The sequence below is a fragment of the Halobacteriovorax sp. genome, assembly GCF_041587335.1.
GTDB lineage: Bacteria > Bdellovibrionota > Bacteriovoracia > Bacteriovoracales > Bacteriovoracaceae > Halobacteriovorax.
On record NZ_JBFGYP010000029.1, the window covers coordinates 1 to 16,461 of the forward strand.

Consider the following 16,461-nt stretch of genomic DNA (forward strand, 5'->3'; position numbering starts at 1 on the left):
ATATCAAATTTTATATTGTTTCTTTTTCTTTTTTTATTTTTATTTTTATTTTTAGTTTTCGACTTCTTCTCTCTTGGAGTGAAGCTTAACTTGATTTTTTTTATTTTAAGGTCCTTAGTCTCTAAATGTACTTTTTGGTCTTCTAAGAATGGAATAAAAATAACGAAGTGAAGAGCTAGTATATATAGAAAAATAGAGAGAAAATTCATCTTAAAATACTTACAAATGATTTTAAGATGAATGTCAGGAATTAGTGAGTTTCATGTAAGAAGATACATGAAAAGCATTTGTATATTATCTACAAATGCTTGTTGAAAGTGTCTAGTGCCGATTTCCACACAAGGTCTTCACTTCCCTTGTCTGCAAGGTTTTGAAGATGCTCTATAAGCTGACTAGAGAAATCAATTGAGCTCTCTCTAGGTAATAAGCTTGGCAAGTTATCAACAGCTAATAATTCTAGTCCACATGTTTCTAGAAAAGGTTTGTTCCATTCAGTAATATGATCGTAAACTGGTATTGGGTTTAAATTACTTGTAGGGTCACAGCTAACATCTCCAATTATAGAAAGTTTCTTATCTGTATTTAGAGTTTCTCTTGTTAGAAATGGTGGAATTTTCTTTGTCATTAAAACACAGTTAATAAAAATATCATGAGTTGTAATTTCAGGGAAAGGACCACCTTTCTTTGTTTCTTCAAAGTCCCAAAGAGTCGTCTTAACACCGAAGTGATCGAAAACTTCTTTTGCTCCTTGCCCGCATCTTCCAAGAGCACCGATAATTATAGCTTGAGGATTTAGTGAGCTCTTTTCTTTATTTGTTGAAATTTGTGAATAAAGCTCATCTATATTTTCAAAAGAACTAAGGGGAGAGTAAGCTTGCCCACTTTGCTTTTGATAAAACCTGTCTAGGCTAATAGCAGCTCCAATAAACCCCGCCCATTTTCCAAATGCTGCAACTCTTCGACCATCTTGATTCACTAGATACTCTAGGTCAAAGTGTATTCCTCCACCTTCTTTATATCTATTGAGAACTTGCTCATGGCCTGTCTGCCCTTTGTAGATATGGGCAAAGTATATATGTCTATGTTTGAGAGAAAATTCTTCAATTGGAAGCTCTTTTAAACCTAATACAAAGGTATTGCTATCTTCTTGAATCCAACTTTTTTCTGGAACAATTGAGCATCCAATATCTTGGTATTCTTGATCTTTAAATATTCTATCGGGACAGGCCTCTACTTTTATAGTGTGGCCTTGATCAATTAACTTTTTAGCATCTGTTGGTGTGAGAGGAGTTCTTCTCTCTGAGCTTTTGAATTCTTTTCTAAGTATGAATGTTGCTGTCATTTTATATCCAATATTTCTATATCATTTTTTCTTGAAACTCTTTAACGGAAGTTTCGTATTGAGATATTAGTCTGTCTACAATTTCTTTTATAGGTTCAACTTTATGTGAAAATTCTATAGAAGGGCCTGCACACCAAACAGTCTTGTATGTTGCAGAGAAAGCCGCCTTTTCAATAGATTTCATTCCTTTATAGTAGGTAAGCATCTTGGCATACTTCTTTAGACTTTTATTTTTATTCAAATAGGATTCAACAAAGTTTTGTTCTGTTCCTATCTTTTGTACATATGGAGTATTAATAACAGTACAAGGTGTCCCAGATACTCTTGAAGTCATAACTATATCTTTTGCTCCAAAATCAACTGCTGCTTGTTTATAATCATCTGTTACACCACTTTCTGTTGTGGCTATAAATGGAGATCCTATCGATGCCCCTTCTGCTCCAAGTGCTAGAGTCGAAAATAGTGCTGAACCAGTTCCTATGCCACCTGCACTAATAATCGGAAGACTACAATTTTCTTTTAAAAGTGGAACAAGGATTGATGTAGGCGTTGGTCCAGCATGTCCTCCAGCTCCTGAATTCACAGCTATAACAGCATCTGCACCAAGGGACTCAACTTTCTTTGCATATTCAAGGTCAACAACATCACAGATAATCTTAGTTCCTTTGGAACCACATTTCTTTATAACTTCTTTAGGGCTTCCAAGAGAAGTGATGATAAAATCGGGAACATATTTTTCACAAATTTCGATTTGTTTCTTTAAGTGAACGTTAGATTTATTCACAATTAAATTAATGCCAAATGGACCTTCACACTTTTCTTTTAACTCTTTTATTCCTTCTTCGAATAGTTCAGGAGTTCGCCAGTTTAAAGCAGGGATACATCCCATGATTCCACATTTAGAGGCCTCGATAAGCATTTCATTATTAGAAACGAGAAACATAGGGGCCATAATAATAGGATATTTAATTTTAAATGTTTCAGTTAGCCATGTATTTACCATTTAAATCTCCAATTGGATTAGCTTAAGTAGTTGTATTTATTCTTACATATATGGCTATTTGCTTAAAGTTTTATTTTGTAAGAACTTATTTGCAGTATTTAATCAAAGTCTGCATTACAATATTTAGGAAAGATCAGGAAGATTTTTAATTAGGAGAATATACGATGAAGAATTCGTTGAGATGGATTTCGCTTTCTTTACTCATTTGCGCATCCGCAAGTGCAGTACCAACACCAGCAAGAAAATTAATAACTATTGATAGTGATGCTGTCAACTTTACTAATAAGTCATTTGCTCAAAAATCTATGGCAATCAAAAGCGTAGAGGGAATCACTCTTTTAGAGATTGATGAAGACTCTATTAATGAGCTAAGCCACGAAATGCATGAGAATTTTAATAGATGTGGTGGATTCATGGTTCACGACTCTCTAGAAGATGCACTTGAAACACTAAACTCTAGCGAGAAGAGAAACTTTGCTAAGTCTGCTCCTTTTGCTGAGTACTCACTTACAGAAGAAGATGTAGTAACTGATATGATTGCTCAGGTAAGTGAAAAGAATATTACCAATGTAATTAAAAAATTATCGAGCTATAAGAACCGTTACTACAAGTCTCAATCAGGTGTTGATGCTGTTCACTGGATTAAAGATCATTGGGCAAGTCTAGTTGCTCATAGAAGTGATGCAAAAGTAGAATTATATGAGCACTCAAAGTGGGATCAACCTTCAGTAATTTTAACAATTGAAGGAACAACTGATGAGACAATTATCATCGGTGGACATGCTGACTCTGTCGCAGGTTACTGGGGAAGAGCAAATGCTCATGCTCCTGGAGCTGATGATAATGCTTCTGGGATAGCGACAATTACCGAAACAATTAGAATTCTTGCTAACTCCGGTTATAAGCCAACTAAAACTATCAAGTTTATGGGATATGCAGCTGAGGAAGTAGGGTTACTTGGCTCTAAAGCAATCGCAAAAGATATGAAACTTAAGAATGCAAACATTGTGGGTGTTCTTCAGTTAGATATGACAAACTTTAAAGGTTCTGACTTAGATATCGTAATGATGACTGACTATACGAACCAGCAACAAAATGAGTTTATTGGAACACTGCTAGACAAATATCTTCCTGAAGTTAGTTGGGGATATGATAAGTGTGGATATGGATGTTCGGATCATGCATCATGGCATGGACAAGGTTATCCAGCTTCAATGCCATTTGAATCAAAGAAACGCGATATGAATCACAATATTCATACCTCTCGTGATACAATAGAACAATCAAGAGGTGGTTCACTTCACGCAGTTAAATTTGCTAAGCTTGCTCTTTCGTATGCCGTAGAGCTTGATCGTTAGACTGATTTAATACTGTAAGTTATGATGGGCCACAACACATTTTAAATGGAGTAAACGTGGCCCAATCTGAGGTTCCTTCTTTAGTCGATTTTGATGAAGTAAAAAATTTACTAGAGTCAGAAAGAAAAACAATCATAAAAATTAATAGCTTTGGAGAAGACGACGACTATGTTCGTTCGATCGAAGATGCAGAAATTATTTTAAACTTTGTAAAAGAAGTTCAGATCTCTCTGTATACCTTCTTTCAAGAATTCCCATCACTCATTCCTCTTTTTGGAAAAGAGTACACAACATTCTATGACTTTGTTCAAAGAGATAATGTATTAGATCTAATCTTTTTAGATGATTGTATGTTTCCAGAGCAAGAAAGATATTTCTTTGGTCAAGATGGTGGTATTAGCTTAAATATTCTCTCGCTACACCAAAAAGCATTCTATGAGTGGATGCAGATGGTAAAGAAGAATCACGTAAGTGCTCAAACTAAAATTCTTGAAAACTTTTCTCTTTCTTTAAAGATGTCAGATTTAGACTGCCAATGTCTTGCCTGTGTTGCAAATTATAGAACTAGATTAAGAGAGTTTATCTTTGACTCGTGTGAAGAGGAAATCGAAAAAACTTTTGTCAAAATAGAGTCTTCTCTAAATAAATCAATAGAAGAAATTGGTGAGATATATAACTCACTTCAAAAAGATTTAGATAAAACTATTTTTAAGGCCCGAAATAAACTAAAAAGGTCATCTCTGAATAGGCTTGAATCTCAAATAAAGAATAATATGAGTGGAAAGTTTGATTACCCAAGTCCACTTGCTAAGGATCATGCAAGGAATATCATTCCACACTTAAGAGATTGGTTGAATAACAATGAGTTCTCAGAAGATCTTATTGAGGATAATGAATATGAAAAATTCTTCTCTCAACTAGGTGTTAACCTTTGGAAGGGAAAGAAGTATCTTCAAAGAGAATTTAGAAAATTTGTAAGAGCAATAGTTGTCTTAAAGAAAAAAGATGTCTCATCTAAAATTTTAAATGATTATCTTGGAGAGTTCTGGCTGCATTCTAATGCTAGAGAGATTAAGAGAAAGATTATTTATCATATGGGTCCAACAAACTCTGGAAAGACCTATCATGCAGTAGAGGCGCTTAGTAAAGCTAAAACGGGGTGTTATCTAGCTCCGTTAAGATTACTTGCTGGAGAACTTTACGATACATTAAATTCAAAAGGTGCAAAAACAACTCTATTAACAGGTGAAGAAGTTATTGAGAATGAAGGTGCAACGCACTTTTCTTCAACTATTGAAATGGCAAGGTTTGGAGAAGTTTTTGATTGCTGTGTTATTGATGAAATTCAAATGATTACAGATAAGCAAAGAGGGTGGGCGTGGACAAGAGCCCTTGTGAATGTTTATTCACCAGAGATACATGTCTGTGGTGATCCTTCAGCATATGATCTTGTTAAAAAGGTTGCTGATCTTTGTGGTGATGAACTAATCGTAAAAGAATATACAAGAATGACTGAACTTAATGTTGAGCCAAAGCCTATCGTTGTAGGGCAGTTAGAGAAAAATGATGCACTAATTGTTTTCTCAAGAAGAAATGCTCTTAGATTTAAGAGAGATCTAGAGAAAGTGGGGTTCAAAGTTTCTATTGTTTATGGAAGATTAAGTCCTGAAGTAAGAAGAGAACAAGCACGAAAATTTGATGAAGGTGAAACTGATATTATTGTTTCAACAGATGCAATTTCTATGGGAATGAATTTACCTATTCGGCGAATTGTATTTTCTACATTGTCCAAATTTATTGATGGTCATGAGTTTATAATTTCTCAAAGTGAGATAAAACAAATTGCAGGGCGTGCCGGTAGATTTAAGAGATTTCCTACAGGTTTTGTTACAACATTAACAAAAGTTGAAAATGGTATAAAAGAAATAAATGATGCTTTAACTGCAGATTTAGATCAGTCGACTCAATGTATGGTTGGTCCTGATTTAGATATTTTCAATAAAGTAAATAATGCTTTAGATGATAATAATCTCCCGGGTTTAAAGTTATCAGAATTCTTAAGACTATTTCATACCATGGATTTTAAAAAGCCGTTCTTCTGTGTTCAGCTAAAAGAAATGATTGAGCTTGCTGAAATGGTTGAAGATACGGATGGAGAAAATATTCTTTCAACATCTGAAATCTTTGGTTTTGCTTGTGCCCCTGTAAATCAAGGTCTACTCGAGCATGTTCAATACTATATGTGGATTCTTTCTCATTATGTAAAATCTCAAGATATTTTAAATGAGCCAATTGACTTTAAGTCTAGCGATATAGATTACTTAGAAACATCTATTAAGTGTGTTGAGTTATACCAATGGTTAGCGAGACATTTTGATAATAAGAACTTCCTATTTAATGAAGCGGAGCTTTTAGAGAATAAGGGTGGAGCAGTTGATAGATTAAATACTCTACTTTCTGAAAAAATAGTTCCAACTTGTTCAAGTTGTGGAACTAAGCTTGCTGAAAAACATAAGTTTGCTATTTGTGAAGATTGTTTCCAGCAACGTCGTTTTAGTAGAAGGGGCGGACCAAGAAAAGGTCCCGGAAAAGGAAACTCAAAAGCTGCGGCCTTCAAAAGAGGAGCACCTGCAGGAAAAAATAGTAAGAAGTCTTCTTTTAAAAAGAAAAGAAAGTTTAGTGGGAAGAAGAGCTAGAGTATGAATATTGATGAGTATGCAAGGACTCTTCTCTTCTCTCCTCGATTAGAGGACAAGCTCTTAAGCCCAAAAGTCATAAAAAGCTTTAATGGCTTTAATATTGTGGAAAGACCAAAGTTTCCAGGTAGAGATAAGCTTATTGCTTTTTCTGATGTCCAAGTAAAGTTTCCAAGACCAAGGTCGCTTCATGTACCAGAGAGAAGGGCAATGGCCCTTCATTTCTTTGCCAATCATGAGTTGCTCGCTATTGAGATGATGGCAGCAGCAATTCTATGTTTACCTACAAGAGATGAAAATGACATGAAAGCAAAGAGAGGATTACTCTCAACGATCGCTGATGAGCAAAAACACTTTCTCTTATATAAAAATAGAATGGAGAACTTGGGACTAGAGTTTGGAGGGGTTGCCTTAAATGACTTTTTTTGGAAAAAGTTCTCTGAAGTAAAAGAGTTAGATGGATTCTTTGCACTGGTCTCTTTAACGTTTGAAGCAGCAAATTTAGATTTTGCAAAATACTTTGAGCATATATTTAAAGACATAGAAGATTTTGAAACTGAAAAGATTATGAATATAGTCTATGAAGATGAAATAAGCCATGTTGCTTATGGAAGAAACTGGCTCAATAAATGGCGTGAAGAAAAGTCTTTATGGGAATATTACAACCAATTACTACCTGAGAAGATCACGCCAGCAAGAGCAAAGGCGATGATGTTTGATTATGATTCAAGAGTTAGAGCTGGTCTTGATAAAGAATTTATAGATAATGTAAAAAACTACAGTGATGACTTTGTTGTGACAAATAGAAGAGAATGGAAGAAGTAGCATATCACGTAAATTTAAATTACGAGTTGTTCTTGTCGGGGTCAAATAAGCAAATCAAAGGCGCTAGTTGGTTTGATCATATTTTCTTTTTTATAAATAATAATCCTAATGCAATACTAAGAAGTGACTATGAATTTAGTCAAGATTACCTTACTCATATAAACTCGCTAGGTGTGTCTTCTATAAAAATAACTAGAAGTGGAAGATCTCTCCCATGGTGGGGAGCCTGCACTGACTTACAGAAAGAGAAGTTTTTTAACTCAAAGATTACCATGACTGAGTTAGGGCTAAAGGAAGGCTGGATTCCAGTAGCTTCTACGGCCTCAATAGACTCTGCTATGAAAAACTTAAACTATCCTATTATTTCAAGAGAGGAGTGGGGTGTCTCTGGTAGAGGTATAAAAATTTTAAAGTCTGAAGAGGATTTTAAGTTAGTAAGAAAAGAGTCTGTTTATTCTGAATTTGTGAATAAGTACAAAGATTATGGGGTTACTTTTGACCTTGAGAATGACACTCACTTTATAATTGAAAACTATATTGATGATCTTGGTCAGTTTAAGGGTGGAGAAGTAAAATCAATAAGTGAAAGTTTTGGCGAAGATAACTTTTTAAAAATACTTAAAATAAAGAACAGATTAGAAGAGCTTGGTGCCGTGAACACAATCCAGATAGATACTTTTCTTTATGAAGGTGGTTTTCATCCTTTTGTAGAAGTTAATTACAGAAAAACAATGGGTCTCATGATTCAATCTCTCTCGAAGAGGTTTAAGTATAACTTTTCGTACTGGGGAATACTTAGTTTGAAAAAGAGTAGAAAGTTTAGCGAAGTCCTAGATATTTTAGAGCAGTTTCATATAAAGGCCGTATTACTCTCTCCAGTAGATCGATTTATATCGATAGTACTTCTAAATGAAGAAGCTATTGACGGAAGAAAAACTCTAAAAGATTTAGAGATATTTATCAGCAAGTTCTAGAATCAGTTGTCCGCAATCATTTAGAGATTTTGCATAGGCAATGACTCCGTCTTGATGTCCTTTCATAACAATAAGACCAGATGATCTACCATTAATGAGATTTCCTACACAAATTGCCATTTCTTGAGTTCCGTAGGGAACGTCAGCTGGGGTCGCATCGTAGTTATCTTCAATCATTTTATCCCAAATCGTAGTGCTATGAATATGAAACACTGTTGTAATATCCCTATTAGACTCATATACAGCTGCGTGAGTAAGGGCCTCACTTGATGCTTCAAGCGGACCAATTTGATTGAGTTTCATTTCTTTAAGATCGTAGCCATCAACAAGAGTATAGTGCTCACCTGTTAAGTTTGAGTACTTCCCTGTCTGGGTCCCTGTGATAATGAATTTAGCCTGCTGCTCCCAGAGTACAAGTTTAGACAAGTTTCCAAAACCTACTTTCTCTGTCGGATATTCACCAATAAGGTTAAGTTTAAAGAGTTTTACCCTCCAGGACTCAAGTTCACCCCATAGTTGCTCATCTAGGGCCTCGGAGTGGGTAAAGTTTGACCTGTCATATTTTATTACGCCATCATCGATCACTTTTGCTCAACCTTTTTTGTTAATTTTCGATAAGTTATAAGATTACACCTATTATAAGTTATTGAATCCTTCAAAGGAAAGAAGAATGTTCGACGACCTGAAAGAGAAAATAGATGATTTAGTAAGTTCTATTAAATCTAAACTTCCCGGATCAAAATCTGATGATGATGACGATGATGAATATGAAGATGAGGAAGGAGAGTTTGATGAGAAAACTGAAGAGATAAATGTCGCTCAAAAAGTTGCTGAATCTGAAGAAGATGAAGATGATGATGAGTATGAAGACGACGACGAAGAAGATGATGAGGACGAAGCGAAAGCTAAGAAGCAAAAAGTTATGCGACTTGGCCTGGTCGGGCTTGTTCTTATATTGGGAGCTAGTATTTTAATGGAGCCTGCTGAGGATGATAATACTGTTCCTGATGTGAAACCAATTGCTAGAAAGAAACGTCCAAAAAGAAAAAAGAAAGTAGTTAAAAAAGAAACGGCAAAAGCAAAAGAAGAAAAAGTAAAAGCTGAAGCAACACCAGTTGAAAAAGCTCCTGAGCCAGAAGTTGCAGAAGCTCCCAAAGAAGAGATTAGTGATGAGCAAGAGAATCAAGTTGCTAACGAGAATACGCAAGTTGTTCAAAATGAACTTCAACTCGTAGATGAGACACCAGATGTGGACCCAACTAGTATTTCACCTATTGGACAAGAGATGTCTGATGAAGGTAGTGCTAATCAGCCTTCAAGTCTAGGGGAAGAGAGTGTTACTCAGAATAATCAAGGTAGCACTCAAGGAAGTGAAATGTCTGAGGCCATTGATAATTTAACGACGACTGAACCTTCTATGATGATAGAGAAAGTAGTTAAGGAAAAACTAGAGTATCAGGAGCCTCCAAATTATTTAGAAACAGGTCGAGGACTTGTATATAATTGTACTGGAAAGCACTGGGCATGTGTCGATCAAGTGAGCTTTGTAGATTGTAAGAAAAATAGTGATTGGAGCCAGGAGAATAATAAAGATCCTGAGTGTTATCCAAGCAATGTTTATAGATCATTTAAAGATTGTAGAACAATTCAGCTTTATAATATCAATACAAATCTTGAGACTAGCTTTTGTAAGAAGTAGCTAGTCTTCTATATAAATAAGAAATAAGACAAAAAAAAGAGAAGCTAAGCTTCTCTTTTTTTATATGTGAATCTGTCTTTTAATTAATTTTAAGCAGCGTCTTTTGCGAAATTTCCATCAATGATAGTTAACTCAAAAGTCTCTTCACCTTTAGAATCTTCTTTTGTCATTGCCTTAATAAAGTGTTTTACAAGCTCTCCATCGAATTGAGATCCTGAAAACTCTTCTAGCTCACTAAATGCAACTTCGTAAGGTAGTCCCTTTCTGTATGGTCTAGTTGATGTCATGGCATCAAAAGTATCAGCGATTAAGATAATTCTAGAGAATAGAGGAATATCTTCACCTTTTAATCCATCCGGATATCCACGGCCATCGTATCTTTCGTGGTGATGTTTTGCATAGGTCGCAATATCAGTAAAACAGTCAAAGTCTTGAAGGATCTCTGCTGTAATACTTGGGTGTGCTTTCATTTTAAGAAATTCATCTTCTGTTAATCTTGCCGGCTTTAAAAGTACTGCATCAGGTACACCAATCTTTCCAATATCATGAAAGAGTGCAGACATCTCTAATTCGTACATTTCTTTTTCATCAAGACCTAACTCTTTACCAAGAGTCACACAGTAATAAGCAACTCTTGTGCTATGACCATATGTATAGTGATCTTTAGCATCTAGTGCTCTCAACATACTTTTTACTGCCATCTCACACATTTCTTGCTGCTGTTCGCGTAGTTCTCGAACCTGTTTCACAAGATCAAGCATCGCAACGTTTGCAACGACTGATTGAAGTGAAATAACATTATCTTTTTTCTTTTCCATAATTAGCCCAATGCTTAGCTATTTACTTATTGTAGTAGCGTGCACTGCTTTTATCGTTATTTTCGATGAAAACCTTTAGAATTAACTTTTTTTTACGTATTATCGGAAGGTTAGGCTTCTAGAGACTTTTTCTCGTCTGCCAAGAATTGAAGTCATTCAAAAGCAACAAATGGCAGAGGATTTTGCCCTAACTACTCTGAATTATTGTTTTTTGTTAGTCTATTAGGATTATAAACAGAGAAAAAATTAACAAGTGAAATAATATGAAGAAAATCGTTGTCTTGTCTAAAGAGTCAGAGCTAAAGACTAGCTTTCAGGATCTAGAGTCCCATTACTTGTGTGAGGTCATAGCTTTCAATTTTGATCAGTCTAAGGTCTTTAAGAACTTACTGCAAGATGACCAAGTTGTACTTCTCTTATCCATAGATGATTGGAGTGCTTTTGAGGATTTCTACTCAGTAAATAAAATGCAGATTAATGGAAATGTTATTTTAGTTGGAAGTAGTAATGGATTAAGGAATAAGAAGGTAGAAGAGCTTTGTAATATTGATCGCTTTATAAAAGGCGTTATTAATATTGATAACCCTTCTTACTTACAGAGACCTTGGTTTAATCTTTTAATAAATCCTCAAATAGAAAGTATAGATAGCGAAGACTTAAATGAAGTGGGTCAAAGCATAGAGAAAATTATGGCCGCTGCGATCAATGAGTTGCAACGTGTGAAAGAGATTCATGAGAAGCTCGTTCCAATCAGGGAAGAGAGTTTTAAAGGGCTAACTGCTACAAGTAAATTTGGGGCAGGGGAGAGCTCTGGTGGTGAGTTTTTTGATGTTATCACTACAGACAATGAGGTTCTCTTACTTTTAGCAAGATCGAGATCCTATCTTGTCTCAAGTATTATAATGAAGCAATTTGATGATTTAAGAGGAAGTACTGCCTTTGGTGATAAGAAAATCAATGAGTTTATTAGTGGTTTAAATGTTGAAATTGAGAACTCAAAGATTAAAGAAGAGAAGAGAAAACTAGATGTTCTCTTTATTCGTATGGATTTAAAGAAAATGAAAGGGAGAGTTTGGAAGTCGGGTAATTCTGAACTTATTCTCAATTCAAATATTATTGAAGAAAATGAGTTCTCTATTGAAAGAGGCGAGAAGTTAATTGTTCTCTCTAGTGGGCTGCTGGATAATTCTCCAGGTAGAGAAATCGTTAGAAATATTGCAATTACAAATGTTAATAAATCAAGACGTGAATTATTAGATGAAGTCTTCTATAATCTAAAGAAAGAGAAGACAGGAATGTTTTTTACTCATGATGCAACAATGATCGTTTTTGAGGTAAGTAAAAATGCAATTATTCAAATCTAGTATTATTTTAGTTCTTTTAATTTCCAATGCATATTCTATGGATATGTTTTCAGATATGGATTGTATCCAAGGAAACTTTGATGCTGTGGTTGAACATAAGGCAGCTCCTTTTGGGCTTTCTAAAAATATCCTAACTATCTCTAAGAGTGATTGTTCTATTTCTATAAATCACTCAAAATTGAAGTTTATGAAGAGTAGTTGGAATATTGATGTTTGTAGAGAGCCAGTACACATTAAAATAGATGATGGTGGAGTCGAAGTTTTAAAAAGAGTTGATAGCTGTAAGAACGGCTCATCAGTCTACTGTAAAGAAGTAGCAAAAATAGAAAAAATTCTTCAAGATGATGGACTCATTTTTGCTCCAGGAGAAAAAGAAAATATCTCAAGCGATCACGGCAAAGTTTATTGTTCGTACTTACTTGCAAAGAAGTACTTAAGAGAGGGAGTTGTCTTTAATAGAGGAAAAGATTATTCCGGAATCCTACTTCCGACTAAATTAAAAGTACAAATTTCAAATGAAGTTTTAAAAGTAAAAGATGAAGTGAGAGCTGTTGAAGAAAATACTCAAACTCAGACTATTGAAGATGGGCCAGCAGATTTCTAACGAATCGCCTTTAGAGTTGTATCAAGATCATTTATTAAATCATTAACATTTTCAATTCCTACGGATAGTCTAATAAGGTTGTCCGTAATTCCTAGCTCTTCACGAGTTTTCTTTGGTATTGATGCATGGGTCATTATCGCTGGGTGCTCTATTAAGCTCTCAACACCGCCAAGACTCTCTGCTAATGCAAACATTTGAATTTTAGAGAGGAACTTCTTAGATTTTTTAATATCTCCCTTTAAGAAGAATGTAATCATTCCCCCAAAGCCTGACATCTGAGATTTTGCAACTTTGTGTTGAGGATGACTCTTTAAACCTGGGTATAACACTCTTTTAATCATTGGATGTGCTTCAAGAAATTTTGCGACCTGAAGTGCATTCTTTTGGTGAGCTTCCATTCTTATAGCAAGAGTCTTGACTCCCCTTAGTACTAGCCATGAGTCAAATGGTGATTGGCTTGGCCCAAGTGAGTTTTGAAGCTTCCAGACTTTATCATAAAGTTTCTTACTATTGAGCATTAGTGCTCCGCCTACAACATCACTATGACCATTGATATATTTAGTCATTGAATGAAGAACAATATCTGCACCAAGTGTAAGTGGATTTTGAAAGTAGGGACTCATAAAAGTATTATCTACAAGAGTCTTCACTTTATACTTTTTTGAAATTGTCGTAATTTTCTTTATATCTGTAATTTTCAAAAGAGGGTTTGTAGGAGTTTCAATCCATAATAAATAGGGTTTATGTTCCTCTATCTTTTTCTCAACTTCTTTAGGGTCAGTTGTATTTATAAAAATAAAATTATGATGGTCTTGAAAAACAGTTGTAAATAGCCTGTAAGTACCACCGTAAACATCATCGCTTAGGAGTATTGTTGAGCCTGCAGGTATAGCATGCATAATTAGTGTTGCTGCAGAGATACCACTTGAAGTGACTACAGCGTGCTTAGCTTCTTCTAGTGAGGCTAAGCATTCCTCTAGTCTCGTCCTAGTAGGGTTGTGAGAGCGTGTGTACTCGTAACCTTTATGAACCCCCGGGCTAGACTGAACATAAGTCGTAGTTTGGTAAATCGGGGGGATTATTGCACCAGTCTCAGAATCAGGATGCCCTCCAGAGTGAATTACTTTGGAGGCCTTATTAAGTCCTTTGATCTGAGACTTCTTCACTAAACGTTACCTTTCTTTGAAAAGTATTGAAGTACGTCAATTTCTGTTAAGATATCTACAAGTTTTCCATTATCTGTAATAAGGGCAACTTCTTTTTGAAGAAGAGCTTCTGCTACTGATTCTAGAAGTAAGTTCTTATCAACAACTCTATACTTATTTGAAAATGCTAGAGAGATATTATCATCTTTTTGGAATTCACCCATTAGAACAGGCTTTACTAGATTTTTTTCAGCAACAAGTCCTACGATCTCTTCAGTAGAGTTTAGAACTGGAAGTTGAGAAATTCCTTTTGTATCCATGATATTAATTGCTTCACCTATTGTTGAAGTATCTTTAATAGTTAAAAGTTCACCTTTTTTTCCAATATCATTTAAAACATCTTTAATTTGAACATTAAATGAAGAATCTAAGTATGCATTGTCACTCATCCAATCATCATTATAAATTTTAGAAGCGTATCGGTTTCCTGAATCGTGAAGAAGGATTAGAATCTTTTTCTTCTTTGTTTGCTTGGCTGCGTACTTTAGGGCACCACAGATAGCAGCTCCTGCTGAACCACCAGCATAGATACCTTCTTCTTTTAGAAGTCTTCTTGTCATAAGGAAACTTTCTTTATCTCCGACAACTTCAAAATCATCAATAACATCAAAGTTATAGTTCTCAGGAATAAAGTCTTCCCCTACGCCTTCAAGTACATATGACTTTGCCTCGCATATTTCACCTGTTTTCTTGTAATGAGCAATAATAGAACCTTCACAATCAATTCCTACTATTTCTACATTTGGCATTTTTTCTTTGAAATAAGTTCCACAACCTGTGATTGTTCCACCTGTTCCAACTCCTGCCATAAAGACATCAAAGTCACCTTGAGTTTGCTCGTACATTTCTGGAGCAGTCCAAGTATAGTGAGTATTTCTATTATGAGGATTATCATATTGGTTTACGTAGAAAGAATTTGGAATTGTCTGAGCAAGTCTCTTAGATACACTGTAGTAAGATCTAGGATCTTCTGGCTCTACATTTGTAGGACAAACTACAACTTTTGCACCAAAAGCTCTTAAGTTATCAATTTTTTCTTGAGATTGTTTATCAGCTAGAACAAAGATACATTTGTACTTATGAACGGCGGCCCACATAGCAAGTCCTACTCCTGTATTACCTGAAGTACCTTCGATAATTGTTCCACCTGGCTTAAGGTCACCATCTATAACGGCTTGGTCAAGCATGTAAGCACCAATTCTATCTTTAGTTGATCCACCTGGGTTCATAAACTCAAGCTTTACATAGATTTCGCAGTTGCTATCTTTTGCAAGACTATTTAGTTTTACAATAGGTGTATTTCCAATTGCCTCTAGAACGTTAGCTCTTGATCCTTTCATCATATCTCTCTCCTTAATTTAATACTTCTTTTATTTCTTCTGTACTCGCTAGAGTTGCTAACCTTGCAACTACTGTATAAACAGCTTCTTTGGCTTTGTGGTCTTGATTTTGTCTGATTTCACTAATGCAAAATTTTCTAAAAACCATCCCTCTACTATTTAAATTTCCATCAGCTTTCTTTTCACTATTTACTCTCATAAATCCGCCGACGCTTTTTCCTGATACTAAGTAAATAGCAACCTCTGCAGGCATTTCATCATATTGAAGAATTGTATCTACGCCTTCTTGAACTAGTAGGGAAGTGAACTTTATCTTGTTCTTCCCTATATCCATTTTGTTTCTGGCCTTTCTATTCATGGAGATAATTTCTTCTCCAGAAGAAACAACCGAAATTCCCATCCCATATGTACCTTGAGATGCTTTTACGAATATTTTCTTATCTTCAGGAAGTTCACTCTTTAATTCATCAACAGCTTGTCCTAATTGTTCAAGCCCTTCTTTTGATGAGAAATCCACATTTTCTACAGTTCTAAATTTCGCCTGTAGAATATCTGGATTAATATCGAAGTGGTTCGAAAAGCTTTCGACAGTTTTGTTATAGTATGAAAAATGCTTATTCTTCTGTCTTGCAAACCAACCAATTAGAGGAGTTGGATTAATTGGAGTTGTTAAAGACTTCCAATCAATATCAATTGGATCAGATTGATCGTTATTTAAAATTACAAAGTCTTGCTCTAAATCGGAAGCAAAAACCTTACCATCTTTTATTTCTGCTTTTAGGATTTGAAGATCAAATTGAGAGTGAGATATTAAGTTTAACTCACTTTCATCTGCAAATAAGTTATTGTCAAAACTTAGAAATGTAACTTCATAACCAGCGTCTCTTACGGCCTTACCAAGCATCGCTAGGTGGTCTAAGTAAAATAGATTCTTTGTATGAGATTCGGGAACAATTCCGATATTCTTTATATCTTTATTTATAGATGAAATTGTTTGAGAAAAAACTTCTGTCGCATATCCAAGATCTAAAGAACAAAGGTTGTTAAAACCTGCTGGGTACATATTGTGATCAACAGGAGCTATCTTATCTCTACTTTCTCTAATATCTACACTTGAATAGATTGGAGTTGTTTGTTTTTCAAATTTTGAATCAAAGTATTCATTAAGTTCATTCCAGTGTTCTGAAACAAATTTTTCAAATTCGACTTTAGTATTGATTTTATAAGACATTA

The 16,461-nt window shown here is 35.0% G+C and carries 15 protein-coding genes; 7 read left to right on the plus strand and 8 right to left on the minus strand.

The features are described 5' to 3' along the window. The 3 genes from ABX784_RS06475 to ABX784_RS06485 all read right to left on the minus strand — a co-directional run. A partial coding sequence (locus tag ABX784_RS06475; RefSeq protein ID WP_372654007.1) for a hypothetical protein occupies positions 1-209 on the minus strand: 209 nt, incomplete at its 3' end. A gap of 89 nt (positions 210-298) precedes the next feature. Continuing rightward, on the minus strand, positions 299-1,342 hold the full coding sequence (locus tag ABX784_RS06480) for a saccharopine dehydrogenase (RefSeq protein WP_372654010.1): 1,044 nt from the start codon (positions 1,340-1,342) through the stop codon (positions 299-301). Positions 1,343-1,358: 16 nt separating this feature from the next. Next, positions 1,359-2,345: an NAD(P)H-dependent flavin oxidoreductase gene (locus tag ABX784_RS06485; RefSeq protein WP_372654012.1), complete on the minus strand. Its 987-nt coding sequence runs from the start codon at positions 2,343-2,345 to the stop codon at positions 1,359-1,361. Positions 2,346-2,509: 164 nt separating this feature from the next. On the opposite strand from ABX784_RS06485, the gene ABX784_RS06490 reads away from it, so the two are divergent. From ABX784_RS06490 to ABX784_RS06505, 4 genes are read left to right on the plus strand one after another with little or no spacing between them, the layout of a single operon-like run. Next, positions 2,510-3,703: a M20/M25/M40 family metallo-hydrolase gene (locus tag ABX784_RS06490; protein WP_372654014.1), complete on the plus strand. Its 1,194-nt coding sequence runs from the start codon at positions 2,510-2,512 to the stop codon at positions 3,701-3,703. A gap of 56 nt (positions 3,704-3,759) precedes the next feature. Continuing rightward, entirely contained in the window at positions 3,760-6,399 is a 2,640-nt protein-coding gene (locus ABX784_RS06495; protein ID WP_372654015.1) for a helicase-related protein, read from the plus strand. 3 nt (positions 6,400-6,402) lie between these two features. Continuing rightward, on the plus strand, positions 6,403-7,224 hold the full coding sequence (locus ABX784_RS06500; RefSeq protein ID WP_372654016.1) for a DUF455 family protein: 822 nt from the start codon (positions 6,403-6,405) through the stop codon (positions 7,222-7,224). After that, the gene (locus ABX784_RS06505) at positions 7,212-8,198 is read left to right on the plus strand and encodes a hypothetical protein (protein WP_372654017.1); all 987 of its coding nucleotides are present in this window, start codon (positions 7,212-7,214) and stop codon (positions 8,196-8,198) included. Before ABX784_RS06500 ends, ABX784_RS06505 begins: the two co-directional genes overlap by 13 nt. Here the strand turns inward: ABX784_RS06505 and ABX784_RS06510 are convergent. Next, the gene (locus ABX784_RS06510) at positions 8,172-8,783 is read right to left on the minus strand and encodes a class II aldolase/adducin family protein (protein ID WP_372654019.1); all 612 of its coding nucleotides are present in this window, start codon (positions 8,781-8,783) and stop codon (positions 8,172-8,174) included. The two genes, ABX784_RS06505 and ABX784_RS06510, sit on opposite strands and share 27 nt — an antisense overlap. 85 nt (positions 8,784-8,868) lie before the next feature. Here ABX784_RS06510 and ABX784_RS06515 point away from each other — a divergent pair, with 85 nt between their 5' ends. Further along, positions 8,869-9,897: a hypothetical protein gene (locus tag ABX784_RS06515; protein WP_372654021.1), complete on the plus strand. Its 1,029-nt coding sequence runs from the start codon at positions 8,869-8,871 to the stop codon at positions 9,895-9,897. A gap of 89 nt (positions 9,898-9,986) precedes the next feature. Here the strand turns inward: ABX784_RS06515 and ABX784_RS06520 are convergent, their stop codons facing one another. Beyond that, entirely contained in the window at positions 9,987-10,715 is a 729-nt protein-coding gene (locus ABX784_RS06520) for an HD-GYP domain-containing protein (RefSeq protein WP_372654023.1), read from the minus strand. Positions 10,716-10,978: 263 nt separating this feature from the next. Between ABX784_RS06520 and ABX784_RS06525 the strand changes: the two genes are divergently transcribed. Then, entirely contained in the window at positions 10,979-12,079 is a 1,101-nt protein-coding gene (locus tag ABX784_RS06525; protein ID WP_372654025.1) for a hypothetical protein, read from the plus strand. Then, positions 12,060-12,683: a hypothetical protein gene (locus ABX784_RS06530; protein ID WP_372654027.1), complete on the plus strand. Its 624-nt coding sequence runs from the start codon at positions 12,060-12,062 to the stop codon at positions 12,681-12,683. The genes ABX784_RS06525 and ABX784_RS06530 overlap by 20 nt, the downstream gene beginning before the upstream one ends. Here the strand turns inward: ABX784_RS06530 and ABX784_RS06535 are convergent. The 3 genes from ABX784_RS06535 to gshA are packed head-to-tail and all read right to left on the minus strand — an operon-like array spanning position 12,680 to position 16,459. Continuing rightward, a complete protein-coding gene (locus tag ABX784_RS06535) occupies positions 12,680-13,849 on the minus strand; it encodes a PLP-dependent aspartate aminotransferase family protein (RefSeq protein WP_372654028.1) in 1,170 nt (389 codons plus the stop codon). The two genes, ABX784_RS06530 and ABX784_RS06535, sit on opposite strands and share 4 nt — an antisense overlap. Continuing rightward, on the minus strand, positions 13,849-15,231 hold the full coding sequence (locus ABX784_RS06540) for a pyridoxal-phosphate dependent enzyme (RefSeq protein WP_372654030.1): 1,383 nt from the start codon (positions 15,229-15,231) through the stop codon (positions 13,849-13,851). Before ABX784_RS06540 ends, ABX784_RS06535 begins: the two co-directional genes overlap by 1 nt. A gap of 10 nt (positions 15,232-15,241) precedes the next feature. Beyond that, a complete protein-coding gene (gene gshA / locus ABX784_RS06545; RefSeq protein ID WP_372654031.1) occupies positions 15,242-16,459 on the minus strand; it encodes a glutamate--cysteine ligase in 1,218 nt (405 codons plus the stop codon). Between the last annotated feature and the right edge of the window lie 2 nt (positions 16,460-16,461).